The sequence below is a fragment of the Chloroflexota bacterium genome, assembly GCA_034717495.1.
Lineage (GTDB): Bacteria > Chloroflexota > Anaerolineae > JAAEKA01 > JAAEKA01 > JAYELL01.
The window spans coordinates 1-25,184 of the sequence record JAYELL010000112.1 but is presented as its reverse complement, the minus strand read 5'-3'; the positions used below and the strand labels follow the sequence as shown (position 1 = coordinate 25,184).

The 25,184-nt window shown below is 57.8% G+C and carries 18 protein-coding genes; 14 read left to right on the top strand and 4 right to left on the bottom strand.

Features of this window, described 5'->3' with window-relative positions; genetic code table 11:
• Positions 1–158: 158 nt before the first annotated feature.
• The 7 genes from U9R25_19935 to U9R25_19905 all read left to right on the top strand — a co-directional run bounded on the left by U9R25_19935 (position 159) and on the right by U9R25_19905 (position 7,455).
• Positions 159–1,289, top strand: a complete 1,131-nt coding sequence (locus U9R25_19935) for an AI-2E family transporter (GenBank protein ID MEA3338164.1) — start codon at positions 159–161, stop codon at positions 1,287–1,289.
• A gap of 132 nt (positions 1,290–1,421) precedes the next feature.
• The gene (locus U9R25_19930; GenBank protein ID MEA3338163.1) at positions 1,422–2,150 is read left to right on the top strand and encodes a GntR family transcriptional regulator; all 729 of its coding nucleotides are present in this window, start codon (positions 1,422–1,424) and stop codon (positions 2,148–2,150) included.
• 126 nt (positions 2,151–2,276) lie between these two features.
• Positions 2,277–3,710, top strand: a complete 1,434-nt coding sequence (ngcE, locus tag U9R25_19925; GenBank protein ID MEA3338162.1) for an N-acetylglucosamine/diacetylchitobiose ABC transporter substrate-binding protein — start codon at positions 2,277–2,279, stop codon at positions 3,708–3,710.
• 172 nt (positions 3,711–3,882) lie between these two features.
• Complete coding sequence (locus tag U9R25_19920; GenBank protein MEA3338161.1) at positions 3,883–4,758, top strand: sugar ABC transporter permease; 876 nt, start codon at positions 3,883–3,885, stop codon at positions 4,756–4,758.
• Position 4,759: 1 nt separating this feature from the next.
• Entirely contained in the window at positions 4,760–5,656 is an 897-nt protein-coding gene (locus U9R25_19915) for a carbohydrate ABC transporter permease (GenBank protein MEA3338160.1), read from the top strand.
• A 47-nt stretch (positions 5,657–5,703) separates the two neighbouring features.
• The gene (locus U9R25_19910; GenBank protein MEA3338159.1) at positions 5,704–6,447 is read left to right on the top strand and encodes an SIS domain-containing protein; all 744 of its coding nucleotides are present in this window, start codon (positions 5,704–5,706) and stop codon (positions 6,445–6,447) included.
• A 33-nt stretch (positions 6,448–6,480) separates the two neighbouring features.
• A complete protein-coding gene (locus tag U9R25_19905; GenBank protein MEA3338158.1) occupies positions 6,481–7,455 on the top strand; it encodes a BadF/BadG/BcrA/BcrD ATPase family protein in 975 nt (324 codons plus the stop codon).
• A 69-nt stretch (positions 7,456–7,524) separates the two neighbouring features.
• On the opposite strand, the gene U9R25_19900 is transcribed toward U9R25_19905, so the two are convergent.
• Entirely contained in the window at positions 7,525–9,729 is a 2,205-nt protein-coding gene (locus U9R25_19900; protein ID MEA3338157.1) for a hypothetical protein, read from the bottom strand.
• Positions 9,730–9,874: 145 nt separating this feature from the next.
• Entirely contained in the window at positions 9,875–13,501 is a 3,627-nt protein-coding gene (locus U9R25_19895) for a CHAT domain-containing protein (protein ID MEA3338156.1), read from the bottom strand.
• A gap of 747 nt (positions 13,502–14,248) precedes the next feature.
• Between U9R25_19895 and U9R25_19890 the strand changes: the two genes are divergently transcribed.
• The 3 genes from U9R25_19890 to U9R25_19880 all read left to right on the top strand — a co-directional run bounded on the left by U9R25_19890 (position 14,249) and on the right by U9R25_19880 (position 18,627).
• The gene (locus tag U9R25_19890; protein ID MEA3338155.1) at positions 14,249–16,078 is read left to right on the top strand and encodes an iron ABC transporter permease; all 1,830 of its coding nucleotides are present in this window, start codon (positions 14,249–14,251) and stop codon (positions 16,076–16,078) included.
• Positions 16,079–16,118: 40 nt separating this feature from the next.
• Positions 16,119–17,450, top strand: coding sequence for an ABC transporter substrate-binding protein (locus U9R25_19885; protein MEA3338154.1), 1,332 nt, complete (start codon positions 16,119–16,121; stop codon positions 17,448–17,450).
• A 79-nt stretch (positions 17,451–17,529) separates the two neighbouring features.
• A complete protein-coding gene (locus tag U9R25_19880; protein ID MEA3338153.1) occupies positions 17,530–18,627 on the top strand; it encodes an ABC transporter ATP-binding protein in 1,098 nt (365 codons plus the stop codon).
• A 57-nt stretch (positions 18,628–18,684) separates the two neighbouring features.
• Here the strand turns inward: U9R25_19880 and U9R25_19875 are convergent, their stop codons facing one another.
• Both U9R25_19875 and U9R25_19870 read right to left on the bottom strand, forming a co-directional pair.
• Positions 18,685–19,137, bottom strand: coding sequence for a PIN domain-containing protein (locus U9R25_19875; GenBank protein ID MEA3338152.1), 453 nt, complete (start codon positions 19,135–19,137; stop codon positions 18,685–18,687).
• Positions 19,124–19,330 carry a hypothetical protein gene (locus U9R25_19870; GenBank protein MEA3338151.1) on the bottom strand — a complete coding sequence of 69 codons (207 nt, stop codon included), beginning with the start codon at positions 19,328–19,330 and terminating at the stop codon, positions 19,124–19,126. The genes U9R25_19875 and U9R25_19870 overlap by 14 nt, the downstream gene beginning before the upstream one ends.
• Before the next feature lie 152 nt (positions 19,331–19,482).
• On the opposite strand from U9R25_19870, the gene U9R25_19865 reads away from it, so the two are divergent.
• The 4 genes from U9R25_19865 to U9R25_19850 all read left to right on the top strand — a co-directional run bounded on the left by U9R25_19865 (position 19,483) and on the right by U9R25_19850 (position 24,877).
• Positions 19,483–22,839 carry an AAA family ATPase gene (locus U9R25_19865; protein ID MEA3338150.1) on the top strand — a complete coding sequence of 1,119 codons (3,357 nt, stop codon included), beginning with the start codon at positions 19,483–19,485 and terminating at the stop codon, positions 22,837–22,839.
• Between the two features lie 103 nt (positions 22,840–22,942).
• On the top strand, positions 22,943–23,362 hold the full coding sequence (locus U9R25_19860) for an ester cyclase (GenBank protein ID MEA3338149.1): 420 nt from the start codon (positions 22,943–22,945) through the stop codon (positions 23,360–23,362).
• Positions 23,363–23,552: 190 nt separating this feature from the next.
• On the top strand, positions 23,553–24,014 hold the full coding sequence (locus U9R25_19855; GenBank protein ID MEA3338148.1) for a pyridoxamine 5'-phosphate oxidase family protein: 462 nt from the start codon (positions 23,553–23,555) through the stop codon (positions 24,012–24,014).
• Positions 24,015–24,034: 20 nt separating this feature from the next.
• Positions 24,035–24,877: an MBL fold metallo-hydrolase gene (locus tag U9R25_19850; GenBank protein MEA3338147.1), complete on the top strand. Its 843-nt coding sequence runs from the start codon at positions 24,035–24,037 to the stop codon at positions 24,875–24,877.
• The last annotated feature ends 307 nt before the right edge of the window (positions 24,878–25,184 follow it).

Sequence of the window (25,184 nt, the reverse complement as noted above, 5' to 3'; positions counted from 1 at the left end):
GCCACAGTGTTGCTGAGCATTTTTGCGCATGGCATCAGCGCCAACCCCGCAATCAAACTATACGCACGTCGAACGGCCGGATTGGGATCGGATGCCCCGGAATGTGCATAGAGAGTCGCCCAAGCTGCCAGCTCATCACATACTGAGAGGCGTATTCAATGACAACAAGTGACGAAATCACGGTTCAGATTTCCTCCCGAAAAACCTCCATCGTCCGTCTCGTTGTGCTGATAGCCGGTTTGCTGGCCATTGTTGCCCTCATGAAGTTGGGCGCAGGCCTGATCGCGCCCTTCTTTTTGTTATTCTTTCTGGCTCTTTTGGTCGTTCCCCTCTACCAAAAGCTGAAACACCGGGGGCTTTCCTCTGGCATCTCGCTCTTGATAATGCTGGCCGGGATGGCAGGTATCGCCATCTTCCTGGGGTTATTGCTGGCGTTTTCGTTCCGGCAGCTTCTCGAATCGCTGAATGATTATGACAATGCAATCCTGGCACAGTTGGATGGTTTGGTCCAGTGGCTGGAGGGCCTCAACCTGGATGCGTCCTCGACAGAAGAGGCCAGCAATGCTCTATTCCAGACGATGGCGGGCGTCGCATCGGGTTTTCTGAAAAACCTGGTTGCACTGGCAGTTGCCGGCCTGGCGATCCTCGTCGCACTTGCCTTCATCATGATCGAGTCTTCTCACTATCCCGAACGCCTGCAAAAAGGATTGGGAGAGAACAATGTTCACGTAAAGCGGATGCGACTATTTCAGCGCAGCATCTACAGCTATGTCCTGGCCCGCATCAAGCTCAATCTGCTTACAGGGGTTGGCGTCACCGTGATGCTGCTGATCTTCGGGGTGGATTTCGCCCTGCTCTGGGGCGTGCTGGCGTTTTTACTCAGCTTCATCCCTTACATCGGCCTGGTTTTGGCATCCATCCCGGCCATCCTCCTGGCAACGGCGGAATCGGGGCTGGTCATTGGCATCATCGTCGCCCTGGGTTACCTGGTTATCAATCAGCTCATCGAGCAAGTGGCCGCGCCGAAAATCATCGGTGACGATATCGCCTTATCGCCGGCACTGATGTTTATCTCACTGATTTTCTGGGCATGGATGTTTGGCACGCTGGGCGCGTTACTGGCGGGGCCATTGGCCGCATTGATGATCGTGATCATGGCAAGCTTCGACGACACGCGCTGGCTGGCCATCCTGTTCAGCGCCGATGACTCACCGCTGGTAACCGGGGAGATGAACGATGCCGGAGCCGAGCAAAATGAGGATAAACCGAATGCCGCGGCAGAGGCATGACTGACATAGTGCAAGGGCGTGGAGACCAAGCCCCAACAGAATCCCGGTTTTTTGCTTGACAGGGGCTCCAGGCTGTGATATACTCATCGTGATTGGTCTAGACCGGCCTATACCTTTAAAAGGATGGCGACGATGCCCTTGCGCCGGGAAGCTCCCGACCCGCTCTACGTTCAGGTCAAGAAATCACTGCTGGATGAGATTCGCTCCGGCCAGTACCATCCTCATGATCGCCTCCCCTCGGAGCGGGAACTCTCCAACCGTTTTGATGTTAGCCGCATGACCGTACGCCAGGCCCTGCTGGATATGGGCCGCGACGGCACCATCTACGCCCGCGTAGGCCAGGGCACCTTCGTAGCCGAACCCAGGATCGAGCAGAAGCTCAGCCGCCTGACCGGCTTTACCGAGGACATGACAAGACGGGGATCAACCTCCGGTGCCCGCGTCCTGCGCCTGGAATCCATACACCCCCCTTCCTCCGTCATGCGAGCGCTTCAGACCACACCGGAACGCCCGGTGGTCCTTCTGGAGCGCATCCGCCTTGCAGGCCTCGAACCAATCGCCATCGAGACCGCATATCTTCACCTGGTCAATGTCGAGTCATTGCTGCAAGAAGACTTCAAAAACAGGTCCCTGTACCAACTGCTCAGAGAGAGTTACGACGTTACCCCCACCCGGGCCGAACAGCGAATCGGCGCCGATTTGTGCAGCCAGCGGGACCAGGCACTGTTGAAAGTCGACAGAGGCTCTCCGGTCCTTCGTAACCGGCGCGTGACCTACGACCAGAGGGACAGAGCCTTTGAGTACGTGGAGTCGGCCTATCGGGCCGATCGCTATGTCTTTCTGGTGGAACTTGCTGCATAGCAACCACGCGGCTCAGGCGCCGCGTGAAAGGAGGATTTTCCCACAGACTAATTTGACACCGATTGATCACAACGCCGATCAACGAGACGTTCGTCCATTTTCACCTACCCTATCTGGAGGAATCCCATGAGTAAGCTGACCCATCGTACCCTGTTGGCGCTGGTAGCCATCAGCCTTATCGTCGTATTACTGGCAGGCTGTGCGGTCCCCGCAGCGCCCCCAGCCGCTCCCGTTGAAAAAGCCGCTCCCGTAGAGGAAGCTGTCGAAGAGCCATCTGAAGAGCCGCACGTCAACCCGCTGGGCCTTGAGCCAGAGGCATCGACTGAAGGCGTGTTCTTCGAGGGCGGCCTCGGCCGCGCCTACCTCGACAACGCCGCCGAGATCTTCGCAAGGGTCCATCCCGATAACCCCATGTCGGTCGAGGGCATCCAGCAGGTTAGCGAGCGGTTGCGCCCCCGCTTCATCGAGGGCAATCCACCTGATGTGATCGACAACAGCGGCGCCTTTGCTTTACCCAGGGCCCCCCTGGTTGACGAAGACCAGATGGCAGACCTGGCCCCGCTTATGAACGCGCCCTCCCTGGACACGCCCGGCAAGACCTTCGGGGAGACCCTCATGCCAGGCTCCCAGGATTCGGGCGTCTGGGATGGAACCCAGCGCGAGCTGAACATTACCATGACTGTCTTTGGCATCTGGTACAGCCAGACCCTCTTCAACGAAATGGGCTGGGAGTATCCCACCACCTGGGATGGGATGTTGGATTTCTGCGAGGCACGCGAGGCGGAGGACTATAACTGCTGGACCTATCAGGGCAAGTTCCCGCAATATATGGTCTTCGGCGTCTTGACGCCACTGATCTACAAGAACGGCGGCTTGCAGGCCATCATCGACATCGACAACCTGGAGGACGGCGCCTGGGAAACCGATGCCGTGAGGAAGTCGGTGGAGCAGATGGCGGAGCTGGCCAAGCGCGAGTTCATCATGCCAGGCACCGAGGGACTGACTCACACCGAATCGCAGGCCGAGTGGTTGCAGGGAAATGCCATCTTCATTCCCAACGGGAGCTGGCTCGAGAACGAGATGCGCGATCTGACGCCGGAGGGCTTCGACATGGTCGTGGCACCTGTGCCCGGTACCACCGAGGATACCTCCCATTCCCTGCTGGCTAATGCCGGCGAGCCCTACTTCGTGCCCTCCGCTGCCACAAATGTCGAGGGTGGCATGGAGTTCATGCGCGTCCTGATGTCCAAGGAGAATGCCAAGTTCTTTGCCAACAACGTGGGCGTCATCATGCCGATCATCGGCGGCACTGAGGGTGTCGAACTGAGCAGCGCGCTCGAGTCTGCCCTTGGCGCTCTAGATGGCGCCGGTGATGACATCTTCGCCGACAAATTCTACCTGGGCGGCTGGTATACTGACCTGAAGAACGAGGTAAAAGATCGCACTGGCGATCTCTTGACCAATCGCATCACCGTCGACGAGTTCATCGAAGCAATGCAGTCGAAGGCCGACGAGATCAAGGCCGACCCCGACGTTACTAAGTACACACGCGAGTCCTAGAAGCTGATGCGGGTTCCATAATCCGCACGCTGGAGGGTAACTCCGTCGTGTATCAATGGCTTCCTAAATGAATGCGTGGCCTGCGCTCGCTTATGAAGGTTAAGGTTTCAGAATTGCCTTAGCCCCATCCAAAGCGGGCGCAGGCTGGCCCTTCCCCATAAGGATTTGAACAATGTACCGCAACAAATATCGGTTGATCATACCCTTTCTGTTTCCGGCTCTGCTTCTCTACGGGGTATTCGTGATCTATCCTTACGGCCGGGCCATGTACATCAGCCTCACCCGCTGGCGCGGTCTGGCCAGGGCACCCGAGTTCATCGGCCTGGCCAATTTTCAGAAGATGCTGGGAGATGAGTACTTCTGGAATGCGCTGGGCAACAACGCTGTCTACCTGGTGGTGCTACCGTTGTTCACCATCTCGTTGGCCCTCTTCTTCGCCTTCGTGCTGACCCAGGGGGTGCGCTTCGGCAAGTTTTACCGGGTCTCCTACTTCTTTCCCCAGGTCATGTCGGTGGTCGCGGTGGGTGTACTCTGGAGTTTTGTCTTTCACCCCACCATGGGCATTCTGAATTCGATGCTCAATCTGATCGGGATAGAGAATCCACCGGTATGGCTGGGCAATCCCGATACGGTCCTGGGAGCCGTGAGTACCGTTGCGATCTGGCAGGCCGTGGGATTCTACATGGTCCTCTTCGTCGCTGCCATGGAAGCGGTGCCGGTCAGCCTCTACGAAGCGGCCATGATCGACGGCGCGAACCAGTGGCAACTGTTCCGGAACATCACGATACCCATGATCTGGGACGCCATCGTGACCGCCCTCATTTTCATCATGATCGTCGCCACCAATATGTTCGCCATTACCCAGACCATGACCCTGGGTGGGCCGAGCCGCTCCTCTGAAGTGCTCTCCACCTATCTCTACGACGAGGCCTTCCTGGAAGGCAATTTTGGCTACGGAACGGCTATCGGTGTTGCCCTGTTCCTGATCGTCCTATTCATTTCCATTGTGATCCAACGTGTCACGCGCCGCGAAGGTCTGGAGTATTAACATGGCCACTGAGACAGAAGTCGTACAGATGGAGCCGGGAACGACACCACCTGGAAAAAGATCGAGCCTGGGCGACGTGATTTCCAGAGGCGTGCTGGGCGCGATTCTGGCCATCTGGGCTGTCATCGTCATCTTTCCCATGGTGTGGCTGCTCTACAGCTCGTTCAAGACAGACCAGGAGATATTTTTCGATCCATGGGCACTGCCTCAATCCCTGCAATGGGACAACTTCTCCCGTGCCTGGACCGATGCCCACATCGGCGAGTACTTTATCAATAGCCTGATCGTGGTATTGCCCTCGATTTTCCTGATCCTGCTCTTCTCCGCCATGGCAGCCTATGTGCTGGCCCGCTTCCCCTTCCCCGGCAACCGCTTCCTCTTCTATCTGTTCATGGCCGGCATGCTCTTCCCCATCTTTCTGGCGTTGATCCCTCTCTTTTTCCTAGTCAAGGACCTGGGCATGCTCAATACCTATCACGGGTTGATCCTGGTGTACGTGGCTTTCTCGCTGCCCTTCAGCATCTTCTTCCTGACCGGATTCTTCAGATCGTTGCCGTCGGAACTGCATGAAGCTGCCGTCATCGACGGCGCCAATCAATACCGGGTCTTCTTCACCATCATGCTGCCCCTGGCGCAGCCCGGCCTGATCAGCATTGGCATCTTCAACTTCCTGGGCATGTGGAACCAGTTCCTCCTGCCGGTGGTGTTGATGACCCGTGATGACCGCTTTTTGCTGACACAGGGTCTTGCTTTCATGCTGCACCAGCAGTATTACAAGAGCGACTGGAGCGGGCTCTTCGCGGCCGTGACCTTGATCATGGTGCCAACCCTGGCGATTTATGTAATCTTCCAGGGACAGATCCAGAAGGGAATCACTGTCGGTGCACTAAAAGGGTAGCGTACCGTTTTTCTTGCAAACAACTCACAACAAATCTGGAGGCTAACGTGCTTGCCAACGACTATTTGATCAATGCTCAGAGCCTGGTAAAAAAGATCCAGGAGACCCAAATGAAGGCCATTCTGGAGGCTGCTTCCTGGATCACCGATTCGCTCGCCGAGGGTGGCATCTTACACGTATTTGGCAGCGGACATTCGCATATGTCGGCCCTCGAGGCCCAAGGCAGAGCGGGCGGGCTCGTCCCCGTGCAGCCCATCAACGATCCCACACAGGGCAAGGCCGAACGTCTCGAAGGCTACGCGGCCGTGGTGCTGAACCAGTGGGATGTACGCGAGGGAGAGGTCATCATGATCTTCTCCAACTCGGGCATCAATGCAGTCCCCATCGAGATGGCAATGGAGGCAAAAGACCGTGGCCTGAAGGTAATAGCGGTGACCTCCATGGCCCACACTCGATCCGCCGCGCCCCGACATTCCAGCGGCTTGAAGCTCTATGAGGTCGCGGACCTGGTCATCGACAACTGCGGAATCATCGGGGACGCCTCCATCGAGGTGCCCGGCTTCCCGGGGCGAGCGGGCGCCACATCCAGCATCGCGAGCGTGGCCATCGTCAACGCCATCACGGTGCAGGTGGCCCAGAACCTGGCCGAGCGAGGCATCATGCCGCCCATTCTCATCAGCGCCAATGTGGCCGGTGGCGACGAGCACAACGAGCAAGTCCGGGCCCAATACCGCGAACGCCTCAAGAAGACGATGGGTCCATCGTACCGCAAACCAGTGTCGGCGGCGTAGCTATCGCCACACCGCTTGCCAGAGATAAACGGCGTGACTGACCAACCGGCAATCGTCATCGGCGTCGACGCGGGTGGCACAAAAACCCAGGCCCTCCTGCTAAGAGAGGATGGCCGCGTGCTCGGCTGGGGAATCGGCGGTCCGGGAAACCCTACCAGGGTGCCACCGGACCGACTGCGCGTCTCCCTCGTGGAAGCCATCACGGCCGTACTGTCCAGCGCCGATAGCCCAGCGGCGGACACCGTAGCCGCCGTATGCCTGGGCGTGGCCGGCGGCAGGGGCTACCGGCAGTTGATTCGCGACACGGTTGTCCAGCTGGGTATCTCCGGGGTTATCACTGTCGTGAGCGATACCGACATTGCCCTGTGGGGAGCGATCAGCAAGAGCTACGGCGTGGTCGTCATCGCCGGCACTGGATCCTCTGCGGTCGGCGCCGGCCTCGATGGCGAGATCGCCAAGGCGGGAGGACGGGGCTACCTGATCGGCGACGAGGGCAGCGCCTATGACATCGGCCGAATGGGCATCGTCGCCGCGCTGAAAGCCGAGGATGGGCGCGGGCCGGCTACCGCCCTGCTGGACCAGCTGATGCAGCATTTCCAGCTCGACGACGTGGAGCAGATCATCCCGACCATATACGACCCCTCCAAAGACAGCGGAAGAACCCTGATCTCCGGCTTTGCACCGCAGGTGGTTGAGACAGCCGCTGAAGGGGACCAGGTTGCATTGCATATCCTCAACCATGCCGGCAGCGAACTCGGCCGCAGCGCGATCGCCGTAGCCCGCAAGCTAGACCTGTGTGACCGGGAATTTGAGGTGGCTCTGGTCGGCGGGGTTTTCAAGGCTGGAGAGCTTGTCATCAGCCCGCTGCGCGCCCAGGTCTTGAGGGCAGCGCCGATGGCCGACGTCTTTGTCAGTAATACTCCGCCCGCGCTGGGAGCTGCCCGGCTGGCCCTGCAAGCGATCGGAAAGGACCTGCCTCGCGGCACGCCGATCTCTCGATCTGCCTAAACTCAAGCGAGAATCGGGACAAGAGTTACGGCAGACCGCGATCTGTAGTCGGTTACAGGCGGTCAGCGGTCAGTAAAGCAAGGGCTGGTTCGGGTTGAATGTATAGGGCACTTCTTCGTCGCAGTGGTCGGTGACGAATTCTCCCACAACGGCATCGATCTCCGGGTTGAAGATGGTGACGATGGTCTGGCCGATACAGCCGCGATTCACCGAAATGGTCATGTTCTTGTTGCGAGGCCAGTCTGCGAAAACTACTTCCTGGACCATCCCCACGGTCGCGCCTTCCAGCGCACTGTCAAGCTCCTGGCCAACTTGAATCGAGCCGTCAATCAGGTGGGCATAGGTCGTGTTCCCCTCGACCCCCAACCTGCGCTGTTCGGTCATGACGCCATTCTGGGGCAGGGTGACAGCGGTCCAATCGGCATCGGTGGTAACGCTGATGTGTAAAGGGGTCAGACGCAGCGGTGTAGGGTTGTTTGAAAGCAACTGCTGTCGATTGATGGGCAGGACGAAATCCTCGTTGCAGCTGTCCGTTGCCAGGCGGCCGACCAGGATAGGACTTCCTGTCTGCATATTGAAGATCTCGGCCTCGCTGAATCCGATGCATCCCTTTTCAAGGCGAACGGTGTAGATATTTGAAGCGGGCATAGAAGCATAGGCGATGTCCTGCACCATGCCGATTTCGTAGCCCGTTTTCGCTCTGCCGAGATCCTGAGCCAATAGCAGACGTGCGTCTTCCATAAACGCGTCGTTATAATCCCCGAATGTTTCGACAGTTTCCGTCTCAGCGATGTCACCTGATGGTGGCAGGAATACCTCGGTCCAATCGGAACTGCTGTTGACATGGACTCGCACGCGAGCAACCGTTTCGGGCGTCGGCTCTGGAAGATTGTCCCGCCACGCCTGGTCGATCTCAGAGCCCAACCATAGCACCGGTAACCCCTCGCTGACCAACTCCGCCAGGAATCCAGGTGCCTGACGGCGGTTGACCGTGGCAAGGTCCGGCCGCAGACCGACCTCCTCCAACTGCACCGCCATCCATTCCCCCGCGGCCATGAATTCGTCTCGCTCTTCCGCAACGAGTATCAGGTCAAACCCCTCAGGATAGCCCGCCTCGTAGAGAAGCTCCCGGGCTAGCTCCGGGTCGTAAGCCACCTTTGTCGAGGAGGTGGTCAGACTGGGAAGGTCGAGAGTGACCTGCTGCGAGTACTGGGGGAAAATCTCTTCAAGCAGGGCGCTCCAGTCGACAGCCACAGCGACCGACCGGTCGACCCGGAAATCCTCCAGGGGGCCACCGGCACCCAGAACGACGAATGGCTCCTGCTCCTGCCTGACATCCCGAGTGGGCGTCTGCGTCGGTCGTTTGGTCGGGGTGGGCGTCCGGGTTGGCCGCCTGGTCGCCGTAGGGGTATCGGTTGCGACCCGCGTTGGCCGTCTGGTTGGAGTGGGTGTCGCTGTAGGTACGCGGGTTGGCTTGCGTGTCGGGGTCAAAGTGGGTTCGGGCGTGCCGGTCTCCCCGGGCTCCGGGAAGGGAACATCATCAACAGGTGCCTGATCCTTGGTCCGGTCCAGCCATTTTTCGAGGTCCAATTCCTCCGCCAGGGGATAGACCTCAACCAGAGGCAGGGGCACGCGCGGGGGCAGGCCAGCGATATCATGCAGTTTGTCATCCGGTGACGTGAACAGGAGTTCCTGCGAATGCACGGTAACAGGACGCTCGGCCGTCGCCCGGCTGTCAAAATCGGTAACTGGCCACACATCAGCCTCCCCCTCGGCCACGCCAACCACCGTGAGTTCTAGCTTCGGAATGTAGGTGAGCATGACCCAGGTGCCTGCCAACACAACGTCGGCACTCAGGGTCTGCAGGACGACCTGGCTGCTGCAGGAATTGTTGTAGACCCCAGTTCCCGATAGAGAGCAGGTCACATTGCCGCCGGTGTAGCTGGACTTGGGACAGGCGGCCTTGACCAACTGGCTATCCTGGAACAGGTAGACGCGCAGGCAGTCGTTGATGTCCAGCCACGCCTCGCCAGCTTGGTCGGTTGTAACCTTGCCGCCGCTGGCCAGGTCGTGCCAGTCGCCGTCCTGCAGCCGGGGCAAGGGGCTGACATTTCCCGGTCCCATCCAGACAATGGATTGCTCGCGGCGCACCTGGGTATCGACGATGACCTGGGCGACGTCGGGGGGTTGACATCCGCCCAGCATTGCCATGATAACAACCATGGCGGCGAAGGTGGCTCGGCGCACACGCGACGGGGTCCGTTTGATCTTCATACTTTTTTGCATCCTTCTCTTTTCGCATCAACGGTCGTCTTCGTCCCGGAACCGGGCGACCAATGAGCGTCCAGCACCCCATAAGTTGAGGCCTTCGTTCATATTGAACGCTCGAAAACCGGCGTTTTCCGGCGCCGTTAAAAAGTCACGAGCGTTGCTTCCTCGCTGCCAGAACCAGACCCAACGTGATGCCGGTGGTCAGCACCACGCCAACCAGCATGGCGTCAATCAGGGAAAGGGCGTTGGGCCAGGCGATGAAACCAGGCGTTAGCGCATCGATGACCTCGGTAAACCTGGTATACCCGTTGAACTCGCTGTTGTAAAAGGCGCCGCTCCAGCCGATAGCCAGAGCATTGCCCCATTGATCTGCCACCGCGTTGAGCACCCACTGCACCAATGCAAACGACAGTGCTGATGCAGCCAGGCGCAACAGCCAATTACCGGGATGCAGTCGCAGGCCAACTTCAGGCTGGCGGTAGAGCGATACGCTGAGGCCGACACCGGCAACAAACGCAAGCGGAACGATCAGGCCGGACTGCATCAACCTGAGGCCATTAAGCAGGGCAACCACGAGATGCATGATGCCGAAGGCAGCCGCGCCCATGACGATGGTCACCAGTGGGCGATACCATCTGGAACGCGATGATGCGCCGTTATCGGGTCGGGGTCGCAGCAACAGGAAGTAGTCGGCCAGCAGAAGCCCGGCGCTCACCGCAGCGCCCAGCAGGAATCCATAGAAGAAGAAAATACCGAAGACCGCGCCCGGTGGAAGCGTGGTCGGCAGACTGATCAGCGTACGCAGGATCGCCAGGCCCAGGCCCGCTCCAACAGCGCCGCCCAGCGTCAGCGCGGCGATCTGTCGCCAATCATGGATAATCCGGCGGCGGACCCTGTGCCACCACACACCCCAATTCTCTGTTCTCGTCAGTTCGGGTTTCCCTTCAGGCAGCTTGATATCAGCGTCCAGCAAGATGGCCCATACTTCCGCCGTGCGCTGCCGGCGCAGTCCCCGCTCCGGTATTGCCTCCATGCCGGCGCTCAGGCGGCTCAGGGCTTCATCTGGCAGGGGTTGCAGGGCTGTCAGGACCAGGGTGGCGGTCTGCCGGGTTGCCGGGTCGGGATGATGCAGTGCAGCCCGGGCGACAGTCCCTATCTGTGAAGTATCTCCACCTTCCCGGTCTTCATCCGCCAGTTCGTACAGCCCTAACAGGCGGCTGGACCTATCCAGCTCGACGTAGGTGCATGGCTGGGCGGGATCTCCCTGCTGGTTGGTTTCCAGTCTCTGAACCAGATCCGCGCCCCTGGATGTCTGCAGCCAGAGCAGCCAGGGTTGCATGTCGAGCTGATAATGGATCACTGCCGCTCGCAACATCAACAACGCCTTGACCGGTCTGGGCCTCAAATGCTCGCCCGATTCCGCCAGGTAGCGCAATTGCCCGCGATTGGGCAGGGCCTGATCCGCCGGGCTGGTCTGGGAGTCCTCCTCCGCCACCGCGGCAATCCACATGCGCCAGATGCGTTCCAGCTCGTCTCCGGCCTGATAGCGCCGCCTGAGCTCCTCACCGCCCAGGTTGCGGGCCTCCTGCGCCACGATAACGTTGGCAAATGCATAGGCGGCTTTCCCGTCACGCCTTCGGCGCACCAGCAATTCCGCGTCTGTCAGGCGCTCCAGAACTGACCTGATGCGCTCGGTCGGGATTCCCTCGATGTCAAGGTTGGCCGGCGTGATTCGCAGCTCGGCTTCGGAATCGGCCATCGCAACCAGGATTTGCCGTGCCAGTGCCTGTTCATCGGCCAGTTGCGTAGCCAGCGTCTGCTGCATATAGCGCGTTAGAATGCCCTCCGCCCCGCCTGCCTCCTGCACATAGAGCTCTCTGTCGATCTCAGGCGGGTCGCGATCGCGCGCCGCCTCGTACAGCCAATAGCAGACGATCTGCAGTTGGCCCGGATTGATACTGCCCTCTTTTTGGTGTTCCTCCGGCTCGTGGAGTTGGTCCAATTCCCGAACGATCTGATCCCGGGCAAAGTCACGCTTCAGGTTAACAGGCCAATCAAGTTCTTGCAGGGGATCCACCACCGCTTCCGTGGCCGAATCCCTGCTTAGGACGGGCGTCTCGATCCAGGGCTGGGCAATAGCCTCGAAGCGCTCCTGCATAGCAGCGAAGTCGCGCAGGTAGTCGGTGTGGATTACAACCGCAAGCCGAAGCTGCTCGCCCAAGCCGGCCAGGCTGGCAGCGATGTCGTCCGCCAGGCTTTGCTGATGTTCGGGGTCCAGTTCGAAGACGCGCTCGAATTGGTCCAATACCAGGATGAGCCGGCCGGATGATCGCGCGCCCAACGTGGTCAGCACCTCTGGCAGCGGGGCATCGCCGCGGATCGGCAATTGCAGTGGCCTGCCCGAGATGCGCGCCTGAACCCGGACCTCACTGGCCAGGTTCTCGTATTCCGAGACCACGATCACCAGGTCGTCTGCATCCTCCAATCGGGGACGGACGCCAGCCTGTAAAAGCGAGGTCAGCCCAACGCCCGACTCGCCGTACACCACGGTAACCGCGTACTCCTGAATTCTGCGGAAGACCCGGGTTGCTAACTCCTCCCTTCCCTTGAACAGGTCGGCATCGGCGCTGGTATAGGAAGTCAGAAATTTGTATGGAGATCGCTGCGCCGGCTTGAAGCGCACTTCCGGCAAAAAGAGTAAACCATCCAGCAGGCGCATGAATAGCACCGGCACCGCCCATTGCCAGGATGAAGCATCGAAGAGCACGCGCCGGGCGCGATTGACGGCCTGGTCTACAAACCCATGCTGCAACAGCTCAGAATAGAACGCCTGCCCGAATCGCCGGGCGATCTCCACCTCCACCGGCTCCTGCATGGCGATGACTGCCGGGCAGCCTGCATCCACCAGGGCCGGACCCAGCCCCAGCAAGCCATCCCGTGTGGCCTGCTGCGCACTCTCGCAGGCGGCCAGGACAATGAGTCGGGGCAGCTTATCCAGCAGCCTCAGGCGGTCCAGTAATTCCTTACGGCTTACACCGGAGGGCTGCACGCCACCATCTACCGGATCCTCCAGGATCAGGTAAGACATCTGTTCGTCGGAATCCCAGAAGCCATGGCCGGTGTAATGGAGGATGTCGAATCCGTCGGCCAGCCGATCGGTAATGCGCTTCAGCGTGACCGGCCCGTCCAGAAACTCGTAGGTCACGTTCTGGGGAAACTCGTCCAGGACTCCGGTGATTGCAGCCAGTTCTGCATCCCGATCGACATACATCTCGTGCCCTTGCGGATAGGGGCTTGAGACAACAATAAGGGTACGCAGCGCGCCAGCTCCCAGAGGCAATCCCCAGGCCGCGCCTGTGCTCAAGTAGCGGGAAAAGAATGTGTTGGGAGCTGCAGCCAGGGGTATCTGGCCCAAAGCCGAGGGTTGGTAGATGCGCTCCCAGGGGACAGCGTGCAGTTCCGGGGTTTCCGGGTCCAGGTCCAGTCGCAGTTGCACACCGCGCTCGCCGGAAGCGCTGAGGGCGCCGCCGTAGTGAAAGCTGAGCTGGCCAGAAAAAAGATGCTCGTAGAGCAACCGGCCATATTCGGCCGGATCTTCACTGTACCACACCGGACGCTGGAGCTCGATGTCATGCAAAGCCGCGCGCAGCGATGTCAGATCCAGTATGCCCGGTTGCCAACTGCCATCGGGCATGGTGAGCCTGACCTGGAAAGAGCTATCTTCAACCCCTCGCTGCACTTCCACGCTGAGGGGATCAGGTATGTTGGCTGGCATGATCTCTGGCTCGACTCCAACTATCAGCCTGTTGCTTGCACTAGAATAACATACAAGCGTCTACAAACTATCTACAAAACAGTTACTACACGAAAGTCCTTGTTGAGATTGCCTCCATGTTGCATTCATTTTGGAAAGCCCTCAGACGCCCATGCATCATCTTCGATCCTGGCGCGCCCAACCTCACCGGCCCTGCTAATGGCGAATTTGGTACCGATGGGGCCAACGATCTGACTGCCGATCCAAGTTTACGCTAGCACGATCAAACTGTCAATCAGCCTGAACAACTCCTTTGGAATTGCTGTCGTGATGCAAATCGCCTTGACAAATGCCCCGTTGGATAAAATACTTTTAGCATCAAGCCTTCCTGATAGCGAAGGAGAATTACAGTGGCAGAGAAAAACCTGCGTTTCGCAATCATAGGAGCCGGCAACATCGGCCACGTCCACGCCCAGGCTATCGCAAAGCCAGATTCCGGCATTATGTCATTATATCAGCATGCCAGAGGGTCAGAGTTTCAGAATGTCAGAGTCCCTGCGTCCCCGCGTCGCTACCTCACGGTACGCCTGCTGGCGGCGTCCCCCATCACCGTGTCCCCGTGTCTCCCCTCCTCGCGCCCTCTTGGAGCAATCCGGTTGCTGGACATTCCTTATTGTAGTACAATGCGAGCACCGACTTCGCCAACAGAATCAACAAGCTACACTACGCTGGTTCGCCAATCACTGAAACTTCGTGCCAGACTGGGACATGTTCGCAAGCTTACAAAATCGCGGCAGCTATCTGAATAGCCTCAGGTTCAATCTGACAAAATTGAGGTATCGCCCCAACATCATTTTGTCGATTCTGTTTCTTGTTGTTTTCTCGTTTCTCGTTATCGCTCCCCTCCTGCAGATCATCTACACCTCCCTGACCTACCAGGCCAACGACCTGCGCCTGGTCAGAGACGCCACAGTTGGTGATTTCACCCTTTATCACTATTCCCGGGTTTTTACGGGCAGACTCTCACGGGCGCTCTTCTATAAACCATTTGTCAACAGCCTGCTTGTGGGTCTTGGCGTCACCACAATGGCCATGGTGTTGGGCACACTACTTGCCTGGGTGATCGTGCGCACAGATGTGCCGCTCAAGCGCTTTTTCGGCGCGGTGATGGTGATCCCGTACATGATGCCATCGTGGGTCATCGCCCTGGCCTGGCTGACCATCTTCCAAAACGATCGGGTTGGCGGCACGCCGGGAATGCTGACTTCCATGTTTGGCATTGTCCCGCCTGATTGGGTGTCATACGGGCTTTTTCCTATCGTCATTTGTCTGGGCTTGCACTACTATTCCTACTCCTTTCTGCTGGTGTCCGGTGCGCTGTGGACCATCGATTCCCAGCTGGAGGAAGCGGGAGCTATCGCCGGGTTGACCAAACCGGCGGTTCTGCGCAAGATCACCTTTCCCATCGTGATTCCAGCCCTGGGATCTGCTTTTGTGCTGACATTCACCCGCAGCATGGGCACTTTTGGCACGCCGGCCTTGTTAGGTCTTCCTGTACGATTCTTCACCGTGCCCACACAGATTTTTGCCTCCATCAGCGCTCGTAACTTTGGCGATGGATTCGTCCTGGCCCTGGTGCTGGTCGTGCTGGCAGCCGTGGCCATCTTCATCAACAGCAAGATAATCGGCAGTCGCAAAAGTTTTGTGACCATGAAGGGCAAGGGATTCACCAGCAAACCCAACCGCCTGGGCGCCTGGAGATATCCGATTGCCGGGTTGATTCTGCTGTTCTTGCTCTTGGTTGTCGCCTTGCCGGTCATCATCCTGGCCTGGAGCACGCTTATGCTCCTGCCTGGTGATTATTCCCTTTCGAACCTGACGAGCCATTTCTGGCTCGGCGAAAGCGATTTTCTGATCGCCAGCGGCCAGGAAGGCATCTTCATAAATCCAGGCATCTGGGACGGCGTTTGGAACAGCGTGCGCCTGGGGATCAGCGCCGCCGTTATCAACGGATTTTTGGGGCTATTGATCGGTTATACCGTGGTCAGGACGCGGGGAAGCAAGCTCTCGAAGTCGCTGGAAGGGATTTCCTTTGCACCCTACGTCTTCCCCAGCATCGCCCTGGGCGCCATTTATCTGGGCATGTTCGCCAAGCCCATCGGCCCGATACCGGCTTTATACGGAACCTTCGCCTTGCTTGTCCTGATCGTCGTCGTCAAAAATATGCCCTTCTCCTCCCGGTCCGGGATAAGCGCCATTCTGCAGATCGACCCCTCTTTGGAGGATGCTGCCCGTATTCAGGGTGTTCCCTGGTTCAAGAGCTTTCGCAAAGTCATCTTCCCGCTGGCTACCAGTGGCTTCATCGCGGGGATGTTACTTACGTTCATCACCGCCATGCGTGAGCTGTCGTTGCTGATTCTGTTGGTGACGCCCTCGACGCGCGTGCTCACCACCATCATTTTCGCCTATCAGGATCAAGATCAAACCCAACATGCCAACGGAGTCACCTTGATCTTGCTGTTTATCATTGTCTTTGCCAATGTGCTCGTAAGCCGTTTCTACGGCACGAAAAGTGTTTTTGGTCTTAGCAACACCTGATAATCGCTATCAGGCCACTTCTATCTCTCAAGGAGGATTGATGATGGACAATCGATTCACGAAATCGGCGCTACTTGTTCTATTGGTCATCGCAAGCATGATTCTGCTCGCAGCTTGCGCGACCCCCGCCCCGCCCGCCGCTCCCGCCGATGCAGTATCGGAAGAAGCAAGCGACGCTCCCGCTGATACAGCCGCCGAGGAAGCGGTGAGTTCGGAGTACCCGGAGGAAATGGATGTCTGGCTCAAAGAAGCCAAACTCGGTCCCTACGAAGAATCCCCCCAGAATTGGGAAGAGATCGAGCAAGCGGCCAAGGAAGAGGGGGAGGTTGTCGTTTACTCCGCCTCATCGCGCATCGCCAAGGTCGCCGATGCCTTCATGGCCAAGTATCCGGATATCGCGGTGGAGTATTTCGATCTCGGTTCCGTGCAAACGGTCGAGAAAACTGTCCTGGAGCAGGATGCGAATCTTTACAATGTCGATATCGTCACCACCGGCGGCTCCGGACAGGTTATCCACGAGCTTGTGGGCAACAACCGCATTATCAACTTTGTGCCCGACACCGTGGCCGATGAAATTCCCACCGACCTGAAGGATCCGCTATTGGTCAGAATCAACGAGGCCATCGTTTTTCTGTACAACACCGAAACCTATGACGCCCCACCAATTTCAAACGTGTGGGAACTGACCACACCCGAATGGAAGGGCAAGGTCGTCATCAAAACACCGCTGGAATCGCTCTCCAACTTGATGGGCGTCTCCACCCTGGTGCAGCATGCCGATGAAATGGCCGCGGCCTATGAGCGCTTCGCCGGCGAACCAATCGAATTGAGCGAAGGGGTGCCTGATGCCGGTTACGAATTCCTCTATCGGCTTCTGAAAAACGATCTCGTCATCCTCAAGTCCGGTAGCAAAGTTGCCGAGGCAGCCGGCCTGGCAGGACAAGAAGCGCCGCCCATTGGCATCACCTCCTTCACCTATATTCGCTACAACGACTCCAAGGATTTCGTCAATGGCGTCATCGCTGACCTCGATCCGGTGCAGGCTCTGATTTATCCGACCTACACATCCATTGCTCGCCAGGCCCCCCACCCCAACGCCGCCAAACTTTTCACGGCGTTCTTACTGGGTGATCCCGCCATCGAAGCAGACACGGTAATCGAACCGCCCTATAACGAGGGCGAATCCGCGGAACTGCTCCAGGGCCTTGCGCCTTATTATGAACCCGGCTCGCAAAGCCCGCGCATGGATGTGCCCTTACCCCAGGGCGGGGAGCTCTGGTCCCAGCTCGAAAGCTGGACCGTCGATCCTGATTTCATGTGGTTCGAAAGTCCGAAAGTGCGGGACTTCTGGATCCAGGAAGCGGCGAATTAGAATGTTCTAGAAAGGTGACAGTCACGGGCGACCGCAAGCTGTCCGTGACTGTCACAACCATAACGCTGAGGACCGTAGCTTGAGCGAAATCATTCTTACAAACATCAAAAAATCGTTTGCTGACACGGCCGCGGTGCGGGATCTTGATCTGCACATCGAGGATGGCCAATTCCTCACCATTCTGGGGCCCTCAGGCTGCGGCAAGACGACCACGCTGCGCCTCATCGCCGGTCTCGAAGACCCCGATGAAGGCGAGATCATCATAGGCAACCGAATCCTGTTCTCCAGAGAGAGGGGAATCTATGTGCCGCCGGAAAAGCGCCAACTTGGGCTGATTTTCCAAAGTTATGCTTTATGGCCGCACATGACCGTGGCGAAGAACATCTCGCTGGGGCTGGAAGAAAAGGGCTTGGCCAAAGATGAGATCGAGCGAAGGGTCAGCCAGGTGTTGCAGCAGGTGCAGTTAGCGGAATATAGCGAGCGTTATCCATCGGAACTATCGGGCGGGCAGCAACAACGCGTCGCGGTCGCACGAATGATTGCGGCAGAGCCGGTTATCATTCTCATGGACGAACCCCTCTCCAATTTGGACGCGATGCTGCGCGTCGACATGCGGGCAGAGCTCAAGCATCTGCATCATGATTTGGGTGCAACCACCGTTTATGTCACCCACGATCAGGTGGAAGCCATGACCTTGTCGGACAAGATCGCCGTGATGATGGAGGGTGAACTAAGACAGTTGGGCACGCCACGGGAAATTTACAGCGAACCGGCTGATTTGTTTGTGGCCCGGTTTGTCGGTTCCCCCAGGATCAACATCATCGAAGGACACATTGCCTCTGAAGCTGACGCCGACTATTTCCATGCCGAAACCTTACGAAAGCCGGTTGGGGGCAGACTTGATTTCGGCGAGGGACAGGTGATTGCCACGATTCGTCCCGAAGATATTCGCGTGTCCAAAACAGCGCGCCCCGACTGGATGGAGGTGCATGTCTATTCCGTACTGCCTACTGGTGCAGAAACCATCGTCACTATCCAGAAGGAAACGTTATCTCTGGCAATCAAGCTGGGCGGCTTCACCGATATCGAGATGAGTGACTCCATCTGGGTCGATTTCGATGCCTCGAAAATGAACTATTACGATCCCAAAACAGAGAAACTTCTGCGAAGCGTGTAGATCATGATTGGCGCCATCGTGTTTGATACTGTCACTCAATTTTCGGCCCGGATTCTCTCACTTCCGTGCCGGCAATACAAAAGGATCGAGAATCGTAACACCTCGAATCGTGCGACCGCTCTGCATATCTTCTGATACCAACGTATGGCACCCTGACTCGATGGCTGCTGTGACCACCAAGGAATCATAGAAAGAATATCCCGTCTCCTCTTTTATCAAGAGTGTCAGATCATAGAATGCCAGCGACGGATAATGCTGACACAGCGGCATTAGCACGGCATTCATATATTGGCGCGCTTCTGAGACATTCATTGGTCTGGCGAACTTCCAGAGCGCGACGTTGAGAAACTCCTGCACGATTTGACTGCTGATGATACCACGTTGCGTCTTCAGCGCGTTCCGAATCAGATCCCTCGCCATCTCTTGCTTGGCTGGTGCAGTACGATCAAATGAGTATACCAAGATATTGGTATCGAGGAAATGCATCCCTGGCATGTCAGCGACGTTCATTCATCTCCTCCCGAGTGAAGGCGCGTCCGGCCTGGACATGCTGCAAATGTGTCATGATGTCCGCGAATCGATCGGAGGCAGCAGGTTGCTGCACATAGCGCTCCAGCCAGCCACGGAACAGCTCGTTGAGCGTTGTGTTTTCTTCAACGGCACGCCGGCGCGCTTGCTGAATGGTCGCCTCATCTGCAGACACGGTAATATTTCTTTTCATAGTGCCTTAGTGTACACGAATCTCGTGTGTTTGTCCAATTCCGACGGCCCGGCGCTTGACAGGATAAAGGGCATATGCAAAAATGAACAAGCTGACTTTGGCTTCACCATGACGCTGTTGCCGGGGAAACACAGATGGGTGCAAAGCTGCAAATAAGGTTGTTAGGTCGATTCGAATGGGACTATGAGAATGGCCGCCATCCCGTTCAGGAACTTCCTCGACCTGCCACGACGAAATCACAATCTTTGTTGGCCTATCTGGCATCCCGCCGGCCGGAGCAACACGCCCGCGAACGGTTGATGGCCATGTTCTGGGGTGATCGGCCGGAGGCTAAGGCGCGGCGTTCCTTGTCCACCGCCCTGTGGCACATTCGACGCTGTATCCCCTGTGAAAACTGCATCGCCGGCGATAGACAGACAGTCGGGTTTGATTTTCCCGGAGAAGTGTGGCTGGATACCGAGCAGTTCGAGATGCTGGCGGGGCGAGCGGACATCAATAATCTCCAGGCTGCCGCCGATCTGTACGGCGGCGACTTCATGGATGGCTTCTACGATGACTGGATCATCGATGAGCGCTACCGTCTGGAGAGTTTACTGTTTGAAACGCTGGCGCGGCTGATGAACGCTCGTGAAGTGGCGGGCAATCATGGGGCGGCGCTGCACACGGCGCAACGATTGTTACAGATGGACTCGTTGCGGGAGGATGCACACCGGGTGGCGATGCGGGCGAACTGCCGCCTGGGGAGACGCCATGACGCTCTGGCGCAATATGAGCGCTGTCGGGCGGTGATACGGGAAGAACTCGATGCTGAAGCAATGGCCGAGACCAGCGAGTTGCACCGTGCCATCGTCGAAGGGCGTTTTGAGGTCGACTCTCAACCTCTTGTTGCTCATCCCCCACCCCAGGTTCTTGCCCGACCTGGTTCGGGTCGGAACCCGCTGGATGTTGTTTCTACCACGCCGCTGGTGGGGCGAGAGCAGGAGATGGCTTTTTTGGCCGGGAGTTGGCAGATGGGTCGGGATGGAGATTGCAGTCTGGTGTTGATCAGTGGTGAGGCCGGGGTGGGCAAAACCCGATTGGTGCAGGAGTTTATCGATCCCTTGCACTGGCAAGGCGTCCGCATCTTACAAGGGCGTTGCTACGAATTCGAAGGCGTCTTGCCTTATCAGCCAGTGGCCGAGGCCTTGAAGTCATTGCCGCCAGCCCTGGCAATGGCCGTGGCGGATGAGATGCCCGGCTGGGTTGCCGCTCAGGCAGCGCGTCTGGCTCCCGATCTCTTTGCCGAAACAGCCGATCTGCTGGGGAGCGCTGCGGGAGAGCAGGCGCAACTGTTCGAGGGGGTGTCCCGTTTTCTGGCGGCGCTGGCCGCCCGAGAGCCGATTTTACTTGTCTTCGAGGATCTGCACTGGGCCACCGATTCCACCCTGCAACTGATTCACTATCTGACTCGGAACCTGACCGGGCCGCCCTTGCTCATCGTCGGCACCCTGCGGCCGGAAGCTGTATCCCCCGCCCATGCCCTGGCAACCCTGGGGCGTCGCCTGGAGCGAGATGGGCTGGCGCGGCGGATGCAACTTCATCCGCTCTCAGCAGCGGCGGTGGAAGCGCTGATCGCGGAACTGGCGGGGGATGGCGAATCCGCCAGGCCGTTGGCCCGGCGTCTATTCCAGGAGACCGAGGGCAATCCCTTCTATCTGATCGAAACCATCAAGGCGTTGTTCGAGCAAGGCAATATCCGGCTGGCGGAGGGGGTTTGGCTGGCGGATTTCGCTGCTCTGAGCCGGGCCGATCTGCCGCTGCCCGCCGGTGTGGAGGAGACGATCCAGGCCCGGATTGAGCGCCTGGACGAGGACACGCAGGAGGCTGTGCGCCTGGCAGCCGTGGTGGGCAAGGAATTCGATTTCGATTTGCTCGACATGGCCTGGGGGCGGGGCGGCGATGCGACGCTGGCGGCTGTGGATGATTTGCTACGCAGGCGATTGGTTGGCGAAGGGGTGGAGGAAGCAGATTCCGATTATCTGTTCACACATCACAAGATCCAGGAAGTGATTTACCAGGACCTTCCCCGTCGCCGACGCCAGTATCTGCACGGGCAGGTGGGGATGGCGTTGGAGCAATTAACCGGGGCGGATGGCGGAACAAGGGTGGGGGAATTGGCCTTTCATTTCGAGCAAGCCTGGCAGTTGGATGGCGGTCTGACGGAAAAAGCGATTTCTTATTTTCAGCAGGCTGGCTGGCAAGCAGTGCATCAGTCCGCCAACCAGGAGGCCATCTCATACTACCGCCGCGGCCTGGACATCCTCCACACCCAACCGGAGACATCCCGACGCCTGCAACAGGAGATCGATCTGCAACTCGCCCTGGCCATGCCCACGACGGTCATTCATGGCTATGCCTCTCCTGAGACCAAGCGTGTGTATGATCGAGCTGTCGAGTTGTGCCGGGAGCTTGGCGAAACGCCCGCCCTCTTCACCTCACTGGTCGGCCTCGCACGGCACTTCGGTTTGGCCGGTAAAATGAATGAAGGCATGAAGCTATCGGAACAACTCATGGCCTCCGCCGAGAAGGCCCAAGATGACGACCTGGTGACTGAGGCATGTCGGAATATGGGCGGCTGCTTGATCGGCCAGGGCAGGTTGAAAGAGGCGCTGAAGGTTATGGAGCGAGGTATTGCTTTATACGACCCAGCGCAGCATGAGCGTTATGCTTATCGCTTCGGCCATGATCCGATCGTGCCGATGATGGGGCTTTCGAGCATCGCTTTGTGGTTGTCGGGCTATCCTGAACAGGCGCAGAGACGGAGCCAGGAGCTGAGTAATCTGGTGGAGTCCATGGTGCATCCCACCAGCCAGGGCTATGCGTACGGCCTGATGGCAATGCACGCGTACTTACGCCACGATGTACGGGGGGTGCGTGACCTGGCAGAGAAAGCAATCGGGCTGGGCCAACGGCGTTTTCTGCCGATTGCAACAGCGATGGCTACGCCATTGAGGGGATGGGCGCTAGCTGAGCAAGGGGAAATCGAGGTGGGGATTGCTGATTTGGTCGAGGGCACGACCGCATGGCGAACCCCGGGCAATGAGCATTTCTCTCCCTTCTTCCTGGCCCTGCAAGCGGAAGCTTTTCGGAAGGCGGGTAAACCGGCAGAAGGCATCGCCGCCTTATCGACTGCCCAATCCATCATCCAGAACGGCGGGGATCGCTATTGGTTGGCCGAATTGAGCAGGTTGCACGGCGAATTGCACAGATCTCAGGGCGAAGATGCTGGAAAAGCAGAGACGTTGTTCCAGCGGGCCATGGAGACGGCCAAGCAACAGCAGGCGAAATCACTGGCATTGCGGGCGGCGACGAGTCTGGCCCGGCTCTGGCAGAGCCAGGGCAGAATCCGAGCGGCGCGGCAGGTGCTTGCCGATAGCTACAACCAATTCGATGAAGGTTTCGACAGCCATGATCTGCGCGAGGCGAATGCTTTGCTGCACGCACTCAGGTGAAATCTACTTTTTGACAGTTTTTTGACAGCCACCCTGTAAACTGACCCATAACATCATACCTTTACCCGACCTGCCACACGCTCTCAGAATCAAGGAGGTTCCGATGTCTCCAGAACAGAACAAAGCCGTTGTCCGTCGCTTTGTCGAAGTGATCCAAAACCAACACAAACTCGAAGCGCTGGTCGAGTTTTTCAGCCAGGATTTCTTCGACTACGGCGGCATGACCGATCCACCCAATATTGAAGGCGCAAGGGCGTTCTTCGCAACGAACTTCGCCGCTTTCCCCGATCAGCACTTTATCATCCACATGCAACTGGCCGAAGGTGACAAGGTGATGACTTATAAAACCTTGCACGGTACCCATCAGGGATCATTTCTGGGGTTTCCTGCTACTGGGAATAAGGTGTCTTTCGATATCATCGATATCTTTACCGTCGTCGACGGCATGATCACCGAGCACCGGCTCGTGGCCGATAAGCTCACCATGATGCAACAGCTTGGCGCACTGCCCACACCCGAATAAGGCCTTTCCAAGAAATTGATTCCCTGAAAAATCTGGAAAAGGCCGTGAGCAACTCCAGGAAGACAATCAGTCTTGAGGGAAATGTTTTCCTGGAGTTGCCTAACACCATTTCACTCGATGTCGCCAATTCTTCGAGGGTTGGCTCACCCAGTTCTGACCGGATTGACGAATCCGGCTAAAGGAGAAAACCATGTCTGAACAAACGATTGCACCCTACCCGCAGGCAAAACCTTTCACAGCCGACGAAGCCGAAGCCTTCCTGGCCAAACCCCTGATCGCCAAGTTGGCAACCCACAACGAGGACGGTTCCATCCACATCGCTCCTCTCTGGTTCAACTATGAAGGCGGCGACATCCTGTTCGGCACCCAGGCGATCACGCAGAAGGTTCAGAACATCAAAAGGGATCCGCGCGTGACCGTGCTGGTCGACGGGGTCGATCCGGTGCTGCAAGCCGTTATGATCTACGGCATGGCGGAACTGGACTACGAGGATGTCACTCCCAAGCGCATCGCCCTTTTCGAGAAATACATGTCCGCCGAGGAAGCAGTCGGCTTCGCCGAATCCCTGGCCGCAACCTACGAGCCGGTGATCATTCGCGTCAAGCTGGGGCACATGATCACGTTTGATTACAGCAAGGGGATGGGGATTTAGGTTAAGGAGGAAAATGGAGCATGACGTCTGAACACTATCATTTCAACATAGGAGATTTCGAGTGTGTCTCCTTGAGCGACGGTTATAAGGACTATTGGCCCAAGAGTTTCTTCTCTAATGTGTCTGTGGAAACCTTTGAGGCCGCCCTTCGCCAGCGAGGTCTCCCTACCGACAAGATCATAACGCCGTATACGTTCCTTTATGTGGATACAGGCAACAATCGCATGCTGGTTGATATAGGTGCAGGCAAGCTGGCGCCCAGTACGGGCAAGCTTTTGCAGAGCTTGCAAGGCGCTGGCATCAGCCCTCTCGACATCGACACCGTGATCATCACCCACGCCCATCCCGATCACATCGGAGGCGCGCTAGATAATGACGGCCAGCCCATCTATGCGAATGCGCGGTACTTCATCTGGAAACGTGACTGGGATTTCTGGTTCTCGGAGGACGCGGCGAGTATAGCGCCTGAAAAACATGTTGCCATCGCCCGGCGCAATCTGGAACCCTTACAGGGCAGCATCGTCCTTATCGAGCCAGGCGGTGACATCGTAACAGGCATTAGCACGCTTCCGGCCCCGGGTCATACCCCCGGTCACATGGTGGTTTCGGTCACATCAGCAAATGACCGGCTCTATTTCGTCAGCGATACAGTGCTCTATCCGCTTCACCTTGAGCACCCGGAATGGTTGCCCGTTTTCGATATCCTACCCGAGGAAGCTGCGGCGAGCAAGCGCCGCATCTTCGACCTAGTAGCCGAGGAAAACGCGCTAGTGATGGCGCAGCATTTCCCGCCATTTCCCAGCCTGGGCCGCGTGGTTAAGAAAGGGCCAGGATGGCTCTGGCAGCCGATTGAGAAGGCCTAGCCGCCATCCGGTGATAGCCGTTTCGATCAACCATCAACACGATCTTTCGCTAAACGATGCCTCTGTTCCATGTGACCCTGCCTTTTGCACGTAAACTCCCTTGATCACCAGGGGCGATAGCCGGTTCATACCGGCGAAAATAGCAGATTTACGAGCATAACATCCCGTTGTTTTCGTGCGCTTCTTGCCCGAATTCAGCGGGATGTTTCCGTTTTTGATACTTTTTTGACAGGCTCACGGTATGCTGGGTGCCAGGAGATACAATCAAACACAAGGACAGGCAGTGCCAGAAGCTTTGCCTGTCCTA